At 67.8% G+C, this 16,275-nt stretch carries 15 protein-coding genes; 11 read left to right on the forward strand and 4 right to left on the reverse strand.

Annotated elements, in window-relative coordinates; all coding sequences use genetic code 11:
- The 3 genes from dnaA to gyrB all read left to right on the forward strand — a co-directional run bounded on the left by dnaA (nucleotide 1) and on the right by gyrB (nucleotide 5,397).
- On the forward strand, nucleotides 1-1,422 hold the full coding sequence (gene dnaA / locus K2L43_RS00005) for a chromosomal replication initiator protein DnaA (RefSeq protein ID WP_012655123.1): 1,422 nt from the start codon (nucleotides 1-3) through the stop codon (nucleotides 1,420-1,422).
- 144 nt (nucleotides 1,423-1,566) lie between these two features.
- Nucleotides 1,567-2,673 carry a DNA polymerase III subunit beta gene (gene dnaN, locus K2L43_RS00010; RefSeq protein WP_123675434.1) on the forward strand — a complete coding sequence of 369 codons (1,107 nt, stop codon included), beginning with the start codon at nucleotides 1,567-1,569 and terminating at the stop codon, nucleotides 2,671-2,673.
- Nucleotides 2,674-2,790: 117 nt separating this feature from the next.
- Nucleotides 2,791-5,397 (forward strand): DNA topoisomerase (ATP-hydrolyzing) subunit B, encoded by a 2,607-nt coding sequence (gyrB, locus tag K2L43_RS00015; RefSeq protein ID WP_220638219.1) that lies wholly within the window; start codon nucleotides 2,791-2,793, stop codon nucleotides 5,395-5,397.
- 153 nt (nucleotides 5,398-5,550) lie between these two features.
- Here gyrB and K2L43_RS00020 read toward each other — a convergent pair whose 3' ends face one another.
- Entirely contained in the window at nucleotides 5,551-5,784 is a 234-nt protein-coding gene (locus K2L43_RS00020; RefSeq protein ID WP_135148360.1) for a hypothetical protein, read from the reverse strand.
- A 169-nt stretch (nucleotides 5,785-5,953) separates the two neighbouring features.
- Here K2L43_RS00020 and K2L43_RS00025 point away from each other — a divergent pair, with 169 nt between their 5' ends.
- From K2L43_RS00025 to K2L43_RS00040, 4 genes are all read left to right on the forward strand, one after another.
- The gene (locus K2L43_RS00025) at nucleotides 5,954-6,475 is read left to right on the forward strand and encodes a GNAT family N-acetyltransferase (protein ID WP_011807223.1); all 522 of its coding nucleotides are present in this window, start codon (nucleotides 5,954-5,956) and stop codon (nucleotides 6,473-6,475) included.
- Nucleotides 6,472-6,885 carry a YkgJ family cysteine cluster protein gene (locus tag K2L43_RS00030; protein ID WP_220638220.1) on the forward strand — a complete coding sequence of 138 codons (414 nt, stop codon included), beginning with the start codon at nucleotides 6,472-6,474 and terminating at the stop codon, nucleotides 6,883-6,885. Before K2L43_RS00025 ends, K2L43_RS00030 begins: the two co-directional genes overlap by 4 nt.
- Nucleotides 6,886-6,991: 106 nt before the next feature.
- Complete coding sequence (locus K2L43_RS00035) at nucleotides 6,992-7,429, forward strand: OsmC family protein (protein WP_135148357.1); 438 nt, start codon at nucleotides 6,992-6,994, stop codon at nucleotides 7,427-7,429.
- 11 nt (nucleotides 7,430-7,440) lie between these two features.
- Nucleotides 7,441-8,205: a DUF72 domain-containing protein gene (locus K2L43_RS00040; RefSeq protein WP_220638221.1), complete on the forward strand. Its 765-nt coding sequence runs from the start codon at nucleotides 7,441-7,443 to the stop codon at nucleotides 8,203-8,205.
- A gap of 86 nt (nucleotides 8,206-8,291) precedes the next feature.
- Here the strand turns inward: K2L43_RS00040 and K2L43_RS00045 are convergent, their stop codons facing one another.
- Nucleotides 8,292-8,585 (reverse strand): acylphosphatase, encoded by a 294-nt coding sequence (locus tag K2L43_RS00045; protein WP_011807227.1) that lies wholly within the window; start codon nucleotides 8,583-8,585, stop codon nucleotides 8,292-8,294.
- 40 nt (nucleotides 8,586-8,625) lie between these two features.
- Here K2L43_RS00045 and K2L43_RS00050 point away from each other — a divergent pair, with 40 nt between their 5' ends.
- The 3 genes from K2L43_RS00050 to K2L43_RS00060 all read left to right on the forward strand — a co-directional run bounded on the left by K2L43_RS00050 (nucleotide 8,626) and on the right by K2L43_RS00060 (nucleotide 12,288).
- A complete protein-coding gene (locus tag K2L43_RS00050; protein ID WP_220638222.1) occupies nucleotides 8,626-8,859 on the forward strand; it encodes an ATP-binding protein in 234 nt (77 codons plus the stop codon).
- A gap of 61 nt (nucleotides 8,860-8,920) precedes the next feature.
- On the forward strand, nucleotides 8,921-10,516 hold the full coding sequence (locus tag K2L43_RS00055; protein WP_220638223.1) for a gamma-glutamyltransferase family protein: 1,596 nt from the start codon (nucleotides 8,921-8,923) through the stop codon (nucleotides 10,514-10,516).
- 353 nt (nucleotides 10,517-10,869) lie between these two features.
- Nucleotides 10,870-12,288, forward strand: a complete 1,419-nt coding sequence (locus K2L43_RS00060) for a homoserine dehydrogenase (RefSeq protein ID WP_220638224.1) — start codon at nucleotides 10,870-10,872, stop codon at nucleotides 12,286-12,288.
- A 52-nt stretch (nucleotides 12,289-12,340) separates the two neighbouring features.
- Here K2L43_RS00060 and K2L43_RS00065 read toward each other — a convergent pair whose 3' ends face one another.
- On the reverse strand, nucleotides 12,341-12,649 hold the full coding sequence (locus K2L43_RS00065; RefSeq protein WP_220638225.1) for a hypothetical protein: 309 nt from the start codon (nucleotides 12,647-12,649) through the stop codon (nucleotides 12,341-12,343).
- Nucleotides 12,650-12,894: 245 nt separating this feature from the next.
- Nucleotides 12,895-13,896 (reverse strand): IS1595-like element ISCsp2 family transposase, encoded by a 1,002-nt coding sequence (locus tag K2L43_RS00070; RefSeq protein ID WP_011805960.1) that lies wholly within the window; start codon nucleotides 13,894-13,896, stop codon nucleotides 12,895-12,897.
- Between the two features lie 97 nt (nucleotides 13,897-13,993).
- Here K2L43_RS00070 and dinG point away from each other — a divergent pair, with 97 nt between their 5' ends.
- Nucleotides 13,994-16,183 (forward strand): ATP-dependent DNA helicase DinG, encoded by a 2,190-nt coding sequence (dinG, locus tag K2L43_RS00075; protein ID WP_220638226.1) that lies wholly within the window; start codon nucleotides 13,994-13,996, stop codon nucleotides 16,181-16,183.
- Nucleotides 16,184-16,275: the final 92 nt, after the last annotated feature.

Genomic DNA, 16,275 nt, shown 5'->3' on the forward strand with positions numbered 1-16,275 from the left:
ATGAACGAGGGACTTCACTCCTCCAGCCACGACAGCGACGGCGCCAGCGCCGGCCAGGGTCTGTGGCAGGCCTGTGCCGAGCAACTGGCGCAGGACCTCCCGGAACAGCAGTTCAATACCTGGATCAAGCCCCTGGTGGCCCAGGTCGCCCCCGATTTTTCCAAGGTCACCCTGCTGGTGGCCAACCGCTTCAAGCTCGACTGGATCCGCGCGCAGTATGCCGGCCGCATCTCGGCCTTGCTCGAAGGTCTGTACGGCCAACCGGTCACCCTGGAGTTAGCGCTTGCTCAGCGGGAATCCGTTGTCAGGACTTACGTCCGTCCCACGGCGCCAGAGACCCCCGCCACCGGCGATGCACCGTCCGCCCACCCCACGGCCGACGAGGCGCCTGCCGGCGCCTTCCGCACGCGCCTGAACCCGGCGTTGACCTTCGAGACGTTGGTGGAGGGCACGGCCAACCGCATGGCGCGCTCGGCGGCGATGCACGTGGCCGGCTCGCCCGGCCACTTGTACAACCCGCTGTTCATCTATGGCGGCGTGGGCTTGGGCAAGACCCACCTGGTGCATGCCGTGGGCAACAAGCTCTTGCAGGACCGTCCCGACGCCAAGGTTCTCTACATCCATGCGGAGCAGTTCGTCTCGGATGTGGTCAAGTCATACCAGCGCCGTACCTTCGACGACTTCAAGGAGCGCTACCACTCGCTCGATCTGCTGTTGATCGACGACGTGCAATTCTTTGCCAACAAGGACCGCACGCAGGAAGAATTTTTCAACGCCTTCGAGGCGCTGCTGGCCAAGAAGAGCCACATCGTGATGACTTCGGACACCTATCCCAAGGGTCTGGCCAACATCCACGAGCGGCTGGTCTCGCGCTTCGACTCTGGGCTGACGGTGGCGATCGAGCCGCCCGAGCTGGAAATGCGCGTGGCCATCCTGATCAACAAGGCGCGCGCCGAAGGGTCGGAGATGCCCGAAGAGGTGGCCTTCTTCGTGGCCAAGAATGTGCGCTCCAACGTGCGCGAACTCGAAGGCGCGCTGCGCAAGATCCTGGCCTACAGCCGCTTCAACCAGAAGGAAGTTTCCATCCAACTCGCGCGCGAAGCGCTGCGCGACCTGCTGTCGATCCAAAACCGGCAGATCTCGGTGGAAAACATCCAGAAGACCGTGGCCGACTATTACAAGATCAAGGTCGCGGACATGTACAGCAAGAAGCGTCCAGCCAGCATCGCCCGCCCGCGGCAGATCGCCATGTACCTGGCCAAGGAGCTCACGCAAAAGAGCCTGCCCGAGATCGGCGAGCTGTTCGGCGGGCGCGACCACACCACGGTGCTGCACGCGGTGCGCAAGATTGGCGCCGAACGCCAGCAGCTCACCGAACTCAACCAGCAGCTGCACGTGCTGGAACAGACGCTGAAGGGTTGACGCGCCCCATGGAGCGAAAAGGACCGCCCCCCGCAAAAGCACGCCCGTTCGCGGGCAAAATGGCGCGTTGGACGGCCCGGGAGGGGGCACTGCCCATGCCGCCGTCTGCGCACCTATCCCCAAAAACCACCAAAGGTTGACGACATGATTGTCCTGAAGGCCACACAAGACAAGGTTCTCGCCGTTCTGCAATCGGTTGCCGGCATCGTCGAGCGCCGCCACACGCTGCCCATCCTGGCCAATGTGCTGCTGCGCAAGACGGGCAATGCCATCCAGCTCACCACCAGCGACCTGGAGATCCAGATCCGCACTACGGCCGAGCTGGGCGGCGACACGGGCGACTTCACCACCACGGTGGGTGCGCGCAAGCTCATCGACATCCTGAAGACCATGCCCTCCGACCAGACGGTGAGCCTGGAGTCCAGCCAGTCCAAGCTGATCCTGAAGGGCGGCAAGAGCCGCTTCACACTGCAGACGCTGCCGGCCGAGGACTTCCCGCTGGTGCAGGAAGCCGCCAGCTTCGGCCCCGCCTTCAGCGTGCCGCAGAAGGTCCTGAAGAGCCTGCTGGGGCAGGTGTCGTTCGCCATGGCGGTGCAGGACATCCGCTACTACCTGAACGGCATCCTGTTCGTGGCCGAGGGTACGACGCTCTCGCTGGTCGCCACCGACGGCCACCGCCTGGCGTTCGCCAGCGCGCAGCTGGACGTGGAAGTGCCCAAGCAGGAGGTCATCTTGCCGCGCAAGACCGTGCTGGAGCTGCAGCGTCTGCTGTCGGATGCCGACGGCGCCATCGAGATGCAGTTCGCCAACAACCAGGCCAAGTTCAGCTTCGGCGGCATGGAGTTCGTCACCAAGCTGGTGGAGGGCAAGTTCCCCGACTACAACCGCGTGATTCCCAAGAACCACCACAACAGCGTGACCCTGGGCCGCGCCCCGCTGCTGGCCAGCCTGCAGCGCACGGCCATCATGACCAGCGACAAGTTCAAGGGCGTGCGCCTGAACATCGAACCCGGCCTGCTGCGTGTGGCGTCGAACAACGCCGAGCAGGAAGAGGCGGTGGACGAACTCGACATCGACTACGGCGGCGACGCCATCGAGATCGGCTTCAACGTCAGCTACCTCATCGACGCCCTGGCCAACATGGGCCAGGACATGGTGAAGGTCGACCTGGCCGACGGCAACAGCTCCGCGTTGATGACCATCCCCGACAACGAGCACTTCAAGTACGTCGTGATGCCCATGCGCATCTGACACACTATTATTTTGATAGCTGTTAGCGCTTGATGGATGGGCGCTAGCGGCACATTTGATTCCTATAAGGCCGCCGGCACGCCGTGCCGGTGCGCCTGGACCGAAGGCAGCCCTTTCATGACCGCAGAGCAATCGCAGCCCGCCCCCGAACAGCCCATTTCCGCCCCGGCCGAGCAGCCCGTCGCATCGGTCGCCGGCAGCGACGGCTACGGCGAGGGCGCCATCCAGATCCTGGAGGGCCTGGAGGCCGTGCGCAAGCGTCCGGGCATGTACATCGGCGATACGTCCGACGGCACCGGACTGCACCACCTGGTCTTCGAGGTGGTGGACAACTCCATCGACGAGGCCCTGGCCGGCCACTGCGACGACATCGTCGTCACCATCCACACCGACAACTCCATCAGCGTGGTGGACAACGGCCGCGGCATTCCCACCGGCGTGAAGATGGACGACAAGCACGAGCCCAAGCGCTCGGCCGCCGAGATCGCGCTGACCGAACTGCACGCCGGCGGCAAGTTCAACCAGAACAGCTACAAGGTCTCGGGCGGCCTGCACGGCGTGGGCGTGTCCTGCGTGAACGCGCTGTCCAAGAAACTGCGCCTGACCGTGCGCCGCGACGGGCAGACACACCAGCTTGAATTCGCCCAGGGCGTGGTGCAGAACCGCCTCATCGAGGTCGTGGACGGGGTCGAGGTCTCGCCTATGAAGGTCATCGGCCCCACGGAAAAGCGCGGCACCGAGGTGCGCTTTCTGCCCGACACCGAGATCTTCAAGGAAAACAACGACTTCCACTACGAGATCCTCGCCAAGCGCCTGCGCGAGCTCTCGTTCCTGAACAACGGCGTGCGCATCCGCCTCATCGACGAGCGCACCGGCAAGGAAGACGACTTCTCCGGCGCCGGCGGCGTCAAGGGCTTCGTGGAATTCATCAACGGCACCAAGAAAGTGCTGCATCCCACGGCCTTCCACGCCACGGGCTCACGCCCGGCCGAGACCTACGGCGGCATCCCCGGCACCGAGATTGGCGTCGAAGTGGCCATGCAGTGGAACGACGGCTACAACGAGCAAGTCCTCTGTTTCACCAACAACATCCCGCAGCGTGACGGCGGCACGCACCTGACCGGCCTGCGCGCGGCGATGACGCGCGTGATCGGCAAGTACATCGAGCAGAACGAGCTGGCCAAGAAGGCCAAGGTCGAGGTCAGCGGCGACGACATGCGCGAAGGCCTGTGCTGCGTCCTGAGCGTGAAGGTGCCCGAACCCAAGTTCAGCAGCCAGACCAAGGACAAGCTGGTCAGCTCCGAAGTGCGCGCGCCGGTCGAGGACATCGTCGCCAAGGCGCTCACCGACTATCTGGAGGAAAAACCGAACGACGCGAAGATCCTCTGCGGCAAGATCGTCGAGGCCGCGCGTGCGCGCGAGGCCGCGCGCAAGGCACGCGAGATGACACGCCGCAAAGGCGTGCTGGACGGCATGGGCCTGCCCGGCAAGCTGGCCGACTGCCAGGAGAAAGACCCGGCGCTGTGCGAGATCTACATCGTCGAGGGCGACTCCGCCGGCGGCTCCGCCAAGCAGGGGCGCGACCGCAAGTTCCAGGCCATCCTGCCGCTGCGCGGCAAGATCCTGAACGTGGAGAAGGCGCGCTACGAGAAGCTGCTGTCCAGCAACGAAATCGTCACCCTCATCACCGCCCTGGGCACCGGCATCGGCAAGGCCGCCGTGGAATCGGGCAAGAGCGGCGCTGACGACTTCGACGTGGCCAAGCTGCGTTACCACCGCATCATCATCATGACCGACGCGGACGTGGACGGCGCCCACATCCGCACGCTGCTGTTGACCTTCTTCTACCGCCAGATGCCCGAGCTGGTGGAGCGCGGCCACATCTACATCGCCCAGCCGCCGCTGTACAAGGTGAAGAACGGCAAGGAAGAGCTGTACCTGAAAGACGCCGCGGCGCTGGACACCTTCCTGCTGCGCGTGGCGCTGAACCACGCCAGCATCACCACCGGCGGCGACCAGCCCCGCACGCTGGCCGGCGACGAACTGGCCCAGCTAGCGCGCACGCACCAGCATGCCGAGCAGGTGATCGCGCGCCTGTCCGCCTTCATGGATGCCGAGGCGCTGCGCGCCGTGGCCGACGGCGTGGTCTTCAACCTGGACACCCTGCAGGACGCCGAGGCCAGTGCCGTGCAGCTGCAGGCCAAGCTGCGCGAACTCAACACCAACGGCGTGCCCGCCGATGTGGCGGGCGAGATCGACCCGCGCACCGACAAGCCCATCCTGCGCATCAGCCGCCACCACCATGGCAACATCAAGAGCAGCCTGATCACGCAGGACTTCGTGGCCGGCGACGACTACGCCGCCCTGGCCCAGGCCGCCGAGAGCTTCCGCGGGCTGATCCAGGAAGGCGCCAAGGTCACGCGTGGCGAGGGCGAGAAGGCCAAGGAGGAAAAGGTGGGCGACTTCCGCCAGGCCATGGCCTGGCTGATCAGCGAAGCCGAGCGCACCACCAGCCGCCAGCGCTACAAGGGCCTGGGCGAGATGAACCCCGAGCAGCTGTGGGAAACCACCATGGACCCCGAGGTGCGCCGCCTGCTGCGCGTGCAGATCGACGACGCCATCGAGGCCGATCGCGTGTTCACCATGCTGATGGGCGACGAGGTTGAGCCCCGCCGCGACTTCATCGAGACCAATGCGCTGCGCGCGGGCAATATCGACGTTTGATCGTTGCTGTAAAGGGCCCATCCCCCGACGATTGGGGCGCCGTCAGTGAGAAAAAGCCATGGACCAACATCCATGGCTTTTCATCGCTGGAGACAAGACGTTTTTATCGGTCACCCCGCAAGGCAATCCCGACTGCCGTGCCAGTCGTTGCCGTCACGGAAGGCGCAAGTCCATACCGAGCATCTTGGAAAGGCCGAAGGTGAAGAGCAATACCGCCAGCAGCGCCAGCATGAAGACGGCAACGACCTTGCCACTCGTGCGCAGCAGCGCGCGCCTGTCCGTTCCCTTGTTCCCCTGGTCGTAATGCCATTTGATGGCAAAGAACATGCACGTGCCAAAGACGAGCACCTTGAACGTAATGAAGATTACAGGGACCCAATCGATCATTTTTTGAGGAATTTCAGCGTTTGAGTTGTTATTGTCTACCGTGAAGAACACCACCGCTGCATGGCAGGTCATGGCTATCAAAAAGCAACCGGCAGCAATGCATCGGTTGCAGCCCTTCACACCATTGCGTTTTTAATGAACTTCTGCTGCACCAAAGCCGTTGGCAGTTATGACCGTCTTGACCATCCGCCCCGCCACCATTGACGACACCGATCTGATCTTGCACTTCGTGCGAGAACTGGCGATCTATGAAAAAGCGGAGCATGAGGCGCTGGCCACGCCCGCGCACGTGCACCGCACGCTGTTCTGCGCCAACCCCAAGGTGCACGGCCTGATCTGCGAGGCCGGCGGCACCGCCGTGGGCTTCGCGGTGTACTTCTTCAACTACTCCACCTGGCAGGGCCGCCACGGCCTGTACCTGGAAGACCTGTACGTCTCGCCAGAGCACCGCGGCAAGGGCGCAGGCATGGCGCTGCTGCGGCAACTGGCCCGCATCGCCGTGGACCACGACTGCGGGCGCTTCGAGTGGAGCGTGCTGGACTGGAACACACCCTCCATCGCGCTGTACGACAGCCTGGGCGCGCGCCCGCAGAGCGAATGGATCCGCTACCGCCTCACGGGCGACGAGCTGCACGCGCTGGCGGCGCAGGCCCGGCCGCTGGCCCCGCAGCCCTGCACGCCCGCGCCATGAGATCCCCCATCGCCATCGTCGACGTCGACCGCGTCGACACCTGGACCCGCTACCGCGCGGGCCTGTGCGAGAGCTGCGCGGCCAACTGCTGCACCATGCCGCTGGAAGTGCACCTGTCCGACCTGGTGCGCCTGGGCCTGGTGGACGCCTTCGAGGCCGAGCATGAAGAGCCCCGCCACATCGCCAAACGGCTGCAGAAGGCGCGGCTGATCGACCACTTCAACCACAAGAACACCCTCTTCACCCTGGCCCGGCGCGCCAGCGGCGATTGCCAGTTCCTGGACGCCGCCACGCGCCTGTGCACCGTGTACGAGCAGCGGCCCGAGACCTGCCGCCTGCACCCACAGAAGAAAAGCCCCAAGCCCGGCTACTGCGCCTACGGCGCGCGCGAGCGGCAGCGCCGCGGCTGACCACCACGCTGTAGGACGCGGCCCACGCCGCAAGCCAGCGGCCGCCCACCTGCGCCGCGCGCGCGGCATGGTGTCATGGGCGTCTTTGCACACTGTGGAGGTTCCCATGTCCGAGAAGAAGGCCAGCGTTCACTGGGAAGGCGGCGGCAAGGCCGGCCAGGGCCAGATCAGCACCGAGACCGAAGCGCTGCAGAAGTACCCCTATGGCTTTGCCAGCCGCTTTGGCGACGACCGCAAGGGCACCAATCCCGAGGAAATCCTGGGCGCGGCGCATGCCGCCTGCTTCACGATGGCCTTCTCGTTCGCGGCGGACAAGGCCGGCTTCGTCACCGAGCGCGTCGACACCACGGCCAGCGTGCGTCTGACCCAGCAGGGCGAGGGTTTTCTCATCGACCGCATCGCGCTCACGCTGAAGGCCAAGGTGCCGGGTATGGACGAGGCCACCTTCCAGAAGCTGGCCGCCGACGCCAAGGCCAACTGCCCCTTGTCCAAGGCACTGGCCGCGGTGCCGGAGATCACGCTCAGCGCCACGCTGGTGCAGTGAGCGGCGCTGCCGTGGACACCGCCACCGGCCGCCCGCACATCCGCGTCGGCATCGGCGGCTGGACCTTCGCGCCCTGGCGCGGCAGTTTCTACCCGCCGGGCCTGGCGCAGGCCAAGGAACTGCATTACGCCAGCCGCCAGCTCACGGCCATCGAGGTCAACGGCACGTTCTACAGCACCTTCCAGCCCGCCACCTTCGCCAAGTGGCACGACGAAACGCCCGACGGCTTCATGTTCTCGCTCAAGGCCCACCGGCTGGTGACGCACCGCCGGGTGTTGGCCACGGCGGGTGATGCGATCGCGCGCTTCGTGGGCAGCGGCATTGCGCAGTTGCAGGGCAAGCTCGGCCCCATCGTCTGGCAGTTCATGCCCAGCAAGCGGTTCGAGGAAGCGGACTTCGAGGCCTTCCTGGCGCTGCTGCCGCGCGAAGTGGATGGGCGCCGCCTGCGCCATGCGCTGGACGTGCGGCACGAGAGCTTCGCCACGCCGGCCTTCATCGCCCTGGCACGCCGCTACGGCTGCGTGCCGGTGTGCACGGACTCCGAGAAATTCCCCGCGATGGCCGACGCCGAGGCCGACTTTGCCTACCTGCGGCTGATGCGCAGCCAGGCCGACATCCCCACCGGCTACACGCCCGAGGCCATCGCGCAATGGGCTGCCGGTGTGCGCGCCTGGACCGGCGGCGAGCGGCCGCGCGACGCCTTCGTGTACTTCATCAACGGCGCCAAGGAGCGGGCACCGGCCGGCGCGCTGGAATTGCTGCGGCAGCTCGCCTGACGCCCAGCCGGAACGGCCGCCGCCGGCAAGCTCCTGTTTTCATAGCTGCAATCGCTTGCTGGATAAGCGCTAGATGCCGATTTGGCTTAAACCGTCTCGCGCTGCTCAAACCCTTGGGCGTCGCAGGCGGGCGCCTCTGCCACCTCCACACGCTCCACCCGCGCGGCGGGCGGACCCTCGTGGGCCCAGTCGATCAGCGCCTGCACGGCCGGCGCGGCGCCGCTGGCCAGCGCTTCCACGGTGCCGTCCTGGCGGTTGCGCACCCAGCCCTGCACGCCCAGGCGGCGCGCGGCTTCGGTCATGGACTTGCGGTAGTACACGCCCTGCACCAGGCCGTGGATGCGCAGGTGGCGGGTGATGGAAGCAGCGGATTCAGCCATAAGCCCCGCACTGTAGCGCCCGCCGTGGCATGCTGCGCCGATGACCGCCCCGCGCAAGGCCCTGCCCACGATCGACCCGCAGCGCTGCACCGGCTGCGGCTGGTGCGTGGGCGTGTGCCCGCCGCATGTGCTGTCGCTGCAGGTGCAGGGACCGGAGCGCTTCGGTCCCAAACGCTCGGTGCTGCATGACGCGCCGGGCTGTACCGGCTGCGCGCTGTGTGCGCTGCGCTGCCCGTTCGATGCGATCCGCATGGTGCGCAATTCCACGCAGTAGGGCGGCGCCTTCACGGCGGCACAATCGAACAGGCATTCCTTTCCCTTCCAGATCGGCTTCCATGACTTGGCAACTCCCCTACCCCTCCGGCCGCCAGCCCGTGCTGGCGCGCAACGTGGTCTCCACCTCCCAGCCGCTGGCCGCGCAGGCCGGCGCGGCGGCGTTTGCGCGCGGCGGCAATGCGATCGACGCGGCCCTGGCCGCGGCCATCACGCTCACGGTGGTGGAGCCGGTGATGAACGGGATTGGCGGCGACGCCTTCGCGCTGGTGTGGGACGGCGCCGCGCTGCACGGCCTGAACGCCTCGGGCCGCGCGCCGCGCGCCTGGTCGGCCGAACGCTTTGCCCACCTGCCGCAAATGCCGCGCATCGGCTGGGACACGGTGACCACGCCCGGCGGCGTGGCGGGCTGGGTGGCGCTGTCCGAGCGCTTTGGCGCCCTGCCCTTCGAAGACCTGTTCACCGACGCCATCCGCCACGCGCGCGACGGCTTTCCCGTCAGCCCGGTGATCGCGCGCCAGTGGGCGCAAGCGGCCATCGACCTCAAGGGCCAGCCGGGCTTCGAGGCCTTCACGCCCGGCGGACGCGCGCCGCAGGCGGGCGAGATCTGGCGCTTTGCCGACCAGGCGGACACGCTGGCGGACATCGCCCGCACGCGCGGCGCGTCGTTCTACCGCGGCCGGCTGGCGCAGGCCATGGCCGACTACGCGCGCCAGCACGGCGCAGGCCTGGCGCTGGAGGACCTGGCCGCGCACGCCGTGGAATGGGTGCAGCCCATCAGCGTGCCCTTTGGCGACCGCACGGTGCATGAGATCCCGCCCAACGGCCAGGGCATCGCCGCGCTGATGGCGCTGGGCCTGCTGGAACATCTGCCCTACCGCAGCACCGCAGCGGGCTCGGCCGCGCGCATGCACCTGGAGATCGAGGCCATGCGCGTGGCCTTTGCCGACCTGTACGCCCACGTGGCCGACCCGGACCACATGCGCCTCACACCCGCGCAGCTGCTGGACCCAGCCTACCTGCGCCAGCGCGCCGCGCTCATCGACCCGCAGCGCGCCGGCCAGTACCCCGCCGGCCAGCCCGGCAGCGGCGGCACGGTGTACCTGTGCACAGCCGACAGCGAGGGGCGCATGGTGTCGTTCATCCAGTCCAACTTCAAGGGCTTCGGCTCGGGCGTGGTGGTGCCGGGCACGGGCATCGCGCTGCACAACCGCGGCATGGGCTTCGTCACCACGCCGGGCCACCCCAACCAAGTGGCGGGCGGCAAGCGGCCCATGCACAGCATCATCCCGGCCTTCGTCACACGCGGCGGACAGCCCCACATGGCCTTTGGCGTGATGGGCGGCAACATGCAGGCCCAGGGCCATGTGCAGATGGTGCTGCGCGAGGCCGTGGAGGGCCTGAACCCCCAGGCCTGCTCCGACGCGCCGCGCTGGCGCATCAACGACGCGGGCGCGCTCACGCTGGAACACACCGTGCCCGCCGCCGTGGTCGAGGGCCTGCGCGCGCTGGGGCACGACCCGCAGGTGGCCGCGCCCGGCAGCCTGGAATTCGGCAGCGCACAGATCATCCGCCGGCTGGAGGCCACGCCCGGCACCGGCTTCGCCTACGCCGCGGGCTCCGACCACCGGCGCGACGGCCAGGCCGTCGGCTGCTGATTCTTATCCCTAGGCATTCAAACCAAAACCGCCTCTAGCGCTTGTCCATCAAGCGCTAGCAGCTATCAAAACAATAGTAAAGCACGCTGCACCGTCACCTGCGCTACACTGCACGCATGCTGTTCACACTGCTTTGCTCTGACCCACGCACCCCCGCCACCGGCGCGGCGCGGGCCTGCGCATCGGGCGTGAACGCACGAATGATTACCACCATGACCACCGCGGCGACCTAGCGCACGCGCAGGGTGGCCGCACCGGCGGCCCCCTGGTGTCTTCTTCCCCCTCCGAACGAAACCCAGCCCCGGCCGCTGGGTTTTTTTGTGGGCTTTTGCAGCCCGTGTTTGGAGAAAGACATGTTCGTAGAACCCCAGCTCAGCCCCTCGCCCGAGGTGCACGCCAGTGCGCGCCGCGCCCCGGCCCCGCCCCCTGCCCTGCGCGTGGGCATGATCGGCACCGGCACCGTGGGCAGCGGCGTGTGGCGGGTGCTGCGGCGCAACCGGGACCTCATCAACGCACGCGCCGGGCGCGCCATCGAGATCGTCGCGGTCGCCGCGCGCAACACCGCGCGTGCCGCTACGGCGCTGGACGGCGCGCCCGGCGTGCGCCTGCTGGCCGACCCGCTGCAACTGGCCACCGACCCCGGTGTGGACGTGGTGCTGGAGCTGGCCGGCGGCACCGGCGCCGCACGCGACTGGGTGCAGGCCGCGCTGGTGCATGGCAAGCATGTGGTGACCGCCAACAAGGCCCTGCTGGCCACGCACGGCGAGGCGCTGGCGCAGACTGCCGCGCGCCACGGCCGGGTGCTGGCCTATGAAGCGGCCGTGGCCGGCAGCGTACCCGTGATCAAGGCGCTGCGCGAAGGGCTGGCGGCCAACCGCATCACCGCGCTGGCAGGCGTGCTCAACGGCACCAGCAACTACATCCTCACGCGCATGCAGGCGGCGGGCCTCGGCTTTGCCGCCGCGCTCACCGAAGCCCAGGCACTGGGCTATGCCGAGGCCGATCCGGCCTTCGACGTGGACGGCACCGACGCCGCGCACAAGCTGGCGCTGCTGGCCGCCAACGCGTTCGGCATGCCGGTGCGGCTGGACGCCGTGCATGTCGAGGGCATCCGCGACCTGCAGCGGGGCGACGTGGCCGCCGCCGCGCATCTGGGCTACGCCGTCAAGCTGCTGGCCGTGGCCGAGCAGCAGGAGTGCGAGGGCCGCGTGGCCATCCAGCTGCGCGTGCACCCGGCCCTGGTGCCCGCGCGGCATTCGCTGGCGCTGCTGGACGGCGCGACCAACGGGCTGCTGGTGCGCGGCGACGCAGCCGGCAGCGCCTTTTTCAGCGGCGCGGGCGCCGGCGGCGAGCCCACGGCGAGCGCCGTGCTGGCGGACCTGATCGACCTGGCGCGCCTGCCGGCCGTTTCTTCCGCGGCACCCACGGGCCCTGGCGTGCCCACACTGGGCACCCACCGCCGCGCGGGCGACGCCCCCGCCGTACTGCCGATGGCCCCAGTGAAGACCCCGCACCTGCTGCGCCTGCTGCCCGGTGCGGCCCTGTGCGAAACGGCAGTGCTACGGGCGCTGGCGCGCGAGGGCGTCAGGGTGCGGCGCCGCACGTGGGCGGCACCCGCCACACCGGGCGGAGCGCCCGAGTTGCTGCTGCTCACCGCGCCGACGCCCGATGCGCTGGCCGCAGAGGCCACGGCGCATTTGCAGGCGTACACGGGTGCGCAGGTGCGGCGGCTGCGCGTGGAGCTGTGCAGCGCCCTCACGGATGAACAATAAAAACAGGTGCTAGCGCTTTACCATCAGGCGCTAACAGCTACGTTTTTAATAGCTATTCCGAGTCCTTGAGCTTGCGATAGGTGCGGTCGGCGGGCGGCCCACGGTCGGTGTCTTGCAGGCCGCGTTCCACGTCGCGGTGGGCTTGCTCGACCTCGGGATGGCGCTCGCCGCCGGTCATGGTGACGGACTGGTCCCGCTCGTGCGGCAGCTTGGGCGCGGCGGGGGTGCCGGCGGCGCGTTCCTGCTGGGGCGGGGTCTGCAGGTCCACGCCCTGTTCGTGGACATCGGTGTGCTCGTCCGGCGACGGTGGCGCGGCGCCCGGGGCATTGGAAGGGGACGGGGTATCGCGATGGGATGGCATGGGGAACCTCTCGTTTGCCTGCAAGGCAGATCGCCCCATGCTAGGCAGACCCCGTCCGGTTCCGCGTAGGCCGGGGGCGGACGACGGCATCAGCGTTGGGCGCACGGGCGACCAGACATTGCCTGGGTGCTCGGCCAGGGGTGTATAGCCGCCCCTGAGCAGTGCCCAGCCTGCTTCGGCTAACATGCCTGGATGCATTTAAGGGGTATCTATTTAGCTCCAGCAGCCCCATTGATACTGTGATTTCATCCAGCAATGGTATCCGATTGGCTCTCCCCGGTGTTCTTGCTCACGACATCCCCATACGTCACTGGCGGCGTAACCACCGCTTGCTGCAGCAAGCGGTAAAACAGCATCCCGCGTGAGCTGGATGTGCGCCGGTTGAAACGGAACACGAATTCATCGAGATAGGCGTCCAGGTGGTCTGGCTGTACAGAGCCATGATGTGTTCCCAGCACCCAGCGCTGTACCAGTGAGGCGACCCGGTGCACTCCCGCCATGGAGACATGGGCAGGTACGCCTGAGCCGAGCATGACGGTGCGCTGGTGGGTGTAACCCAGTTCTCCCAGAGCGCGGTATGCCGCCGAACCATCCGTGCGTACCTGGGCTCCAGGCTCGACCACCTCCTGCACAAAGGGGATTACGTGGGTGGCGGCGTCTCGGTCAATGCGGCGTAACCGGATGCGCCCAAACCCCTTGGGCTCCACGATCTCCACCGCCATGACCATCAACACTTTGGTGGTGCTGCTCTTGCGCCCTGCAGGGGTGGCGGGATTCTTGCGATCCGTGATGGACAGGTACGTTTCATCCACCTCCACAAGCCCCTTGAGCTTGTCCCGGCCCGGGCGGACCATGGCACGTCGAAACCGGTGCAGCATGGTCCAGGCGGTCTGGTAGCTCCCCAAACCCAATACGCGCTGCAGCCCCAGGGCGCTCACGCCTTGTTTCTGATTGGTCAGGTACCAAGCTGCAGCCAGCCAGACACGCAGCGGTGTGCGCGTCTTGTCAAAGATGGTTCCAGATGTCACTGTGCCTTGGTACTGGCATGAGCGGCACATCAGGCGGGTGCGGCTGGCGCGGTACACATCGCCAGCGTTGCCGCAACGCGGGCAGACGAAGCCTTGGGGCCACCGAAGCTTCTCCAGGAACGCCTGGCAAGCCTCTTCGGTGGCAAACCAGTCAAGAAATTCGTTCCAGGTGCGGGGGTAGTCCCGTCCAGGAGTTGGCGTTAGCATCTGGGTTTCCATCCAGCTATTCTCACGTCACTGGAGCTAAATAGATACCCCTTATGCATTTACAGTGGCACGCACTGCAAAGCCGGTCCCGCGCCTGATCTCCCCTTCCATGTCTTCCACAGAGTGGGCCGCCCAGGCCCTGCAATCGTTCGAGGCGGTGGTCCAGTCCACGGCCGGCTTTCGCGTGCGCGAGGGCCAGCGGCGCATGGCCGAGCAGGTGGCCCAGACCTTCAGCCAGGCGCAGCTGGGCAAGCTGGAGGACGACGATGCCCTGCCCCAGCGCGCGATTGCCGTGGTGCAGGCCGGCACGGGCGTGGGCAAGTCGCTGGCCTACAGCGTGCCCGCGATCGCGATGGCGCTGGCGCGCGGCACGCGGGTGCTGATCTCCACCGCCACCGTGGCGCTGCAGGAGCAGCTGGTGCACAAGGACCTACCGGCCCTGGCCGCACGCATGGAGCAACCCTTCCAGTTCGCGCTGGCCAAGGGGCGCGGGCGCTACGTGTGCAAGCTCAAGCTGGAGCGCCTGGCCGGCGGCGGCGCGGCCGGCCCGGGCGGTGACGGCGACCTGCCCGACGACGACCTGTTCGCCGACGAGGAGGCCGAGCAGCGCGGCAAGCGCCCGCGCCACGAGTCCGAGGCGCGCATGAAGTTCTACGCCAGCATGGCCGACGCGCTGGCGACCAGCGAATGGGACGGCGACCGCGACACGCTCGCTACGCCGCCCGAGCCCGAGGCTTGGAGTCCCGTGGCGGCCGAGGCCAGTTCCTGCACCGGCAAGCACTGCCCGGTGTTCAACCAGTGCACCTACTACGAGCGGCGCAAGCAGCTCGTGGCCGCGCAGGTCATCGTGGCCAACCACGACCTGCTGCTGTCGTCCCTGGGCGCGCGTCTGCTGCCCGAGCTGGACAACTGCCTGCTGGTGATCGACGAGGCCCACCACCTGCCCGCCACCGCGCTCGACCAGTTCGCCTGCGAGGCCGACCTCTCGCGCCTGACCTGGATCGACCGCCTGGCCAGCCGCGCGCTGCGCATCGGCCAGTTGGTGGAGGTCGAGGAAATTGCCGACATTCCCAACCACGCCGCGCGCCTGCGCGCCGCGCTGCAGGATGCCGCGCGCCTGGTGATGGACGTGTATGGCGAGCAACTGCGTGCGCCCGTGCCGGGGCGCCGCCAGTTCGCATCCAGCCTGCCCACGCGCGCCCGCGTGGCCGGCGGTGTGCTGCCCGAAGCGTTGGTGGAGCCCTTCAGCCAGGCCGCGCACCACGCCGAGGGCTTCCTGAACGCCCTGCGCGCCATTTCCAAGGCCCTGCGCAGCGAAATGCGCGACAAGCCCGATGAGGCGCGGCGCCTGTCGCAGCTGTATGCGCAGATCGGCGTGCTGGCGCCGCGGCTGGAGGCCGTGCACGCGGGCGCCCAGTTGCTGCTGCAGGACGCGCCCGAGGGCGCGGTGCCGGCCGCCAAGTGGTTCACGCTGGAGGTCGAGGGCGACTTCATCGTCGTGCGCGCGCATGCCAGCCCCGTGCTGCCGGGAAATACGTTGCGCAACCACCTGTGGTCCGCCGTGCGCGGCGCGGTGCTGACCTCGGCCACGCTCACCAGTTGCGGGCAGTTTGACTTTTTTCTGCGCGAATCGGGCCTGTTCGGCGACGAAGCCGTCACCACGCTGGCCGTGCCCAGCCCGTTCGACTACGCGCTGCAGGGCACGCTGGTGGCCACCGAGACCCGCGCCGAGCCGCGCGATGCGCAGGCCTTCACCGCCGAGATGGTGGACGCGCTGCTGTCCGACCTGGCCCTGGTCGAGGCTGGCGCGCTGGTGCTGTTCACCTCGCGCGAGCAGATGCGCCAGGCCGTGGACATGCTGCCCACCGCCATGCGCAGCGCCGTGCTGGTGCAGAACACCCTGCCCCGCCCACAGCTGCTGGCGCGCCACCGCGAGCGCGTGGCCGAAGGCCAGCCCTCCATCATCTTCGGCATGCAATCCTTCGGCGAGGGGCTGGACCTGCCCGGCAGGCTGTGCGAATCGCTCTTCATCACCAAGCTGCCCTTCGCCCCGCCCGACGACCCTGTGGGCGAGGCCCGCGCCGAATGGCTGCGCGGCGCCGGGCGCGACCCGTTCAGCGAACTGGTGGTGCCCGCCACCGCCATCCGCCTGGCGCAGTGGGTGGGCCGCGCCATCCGCACCGAGGAAGACCGCGCCCACGTGTATTGCTACGACAAGCGCCTGGTGCGCACCGGCTACGGCCAGCGCCTGCTGCAGGGCTTGCCGCCGTTCACGCTGGCGCGCCGGGCCGCAGGGTGACCGATTGCTCCTATGGGTATAGCTGTTGGCGCTTGCTGGATAAGCGCTGGAGCCCGATTGGACCATTAACCCCTTCCCGCATCGCCTGTCGG

The organism is Diaphorobacter sp. MNS-0, from assembly GCF_019602835.1.
Lineage (GTDB): Bacteria > Pseudomonadota > Gammaproteobacteria > Burkholderiales > Burkholderiaceae_C > Diaphorobacter > Diaphorobacter nitroreducens.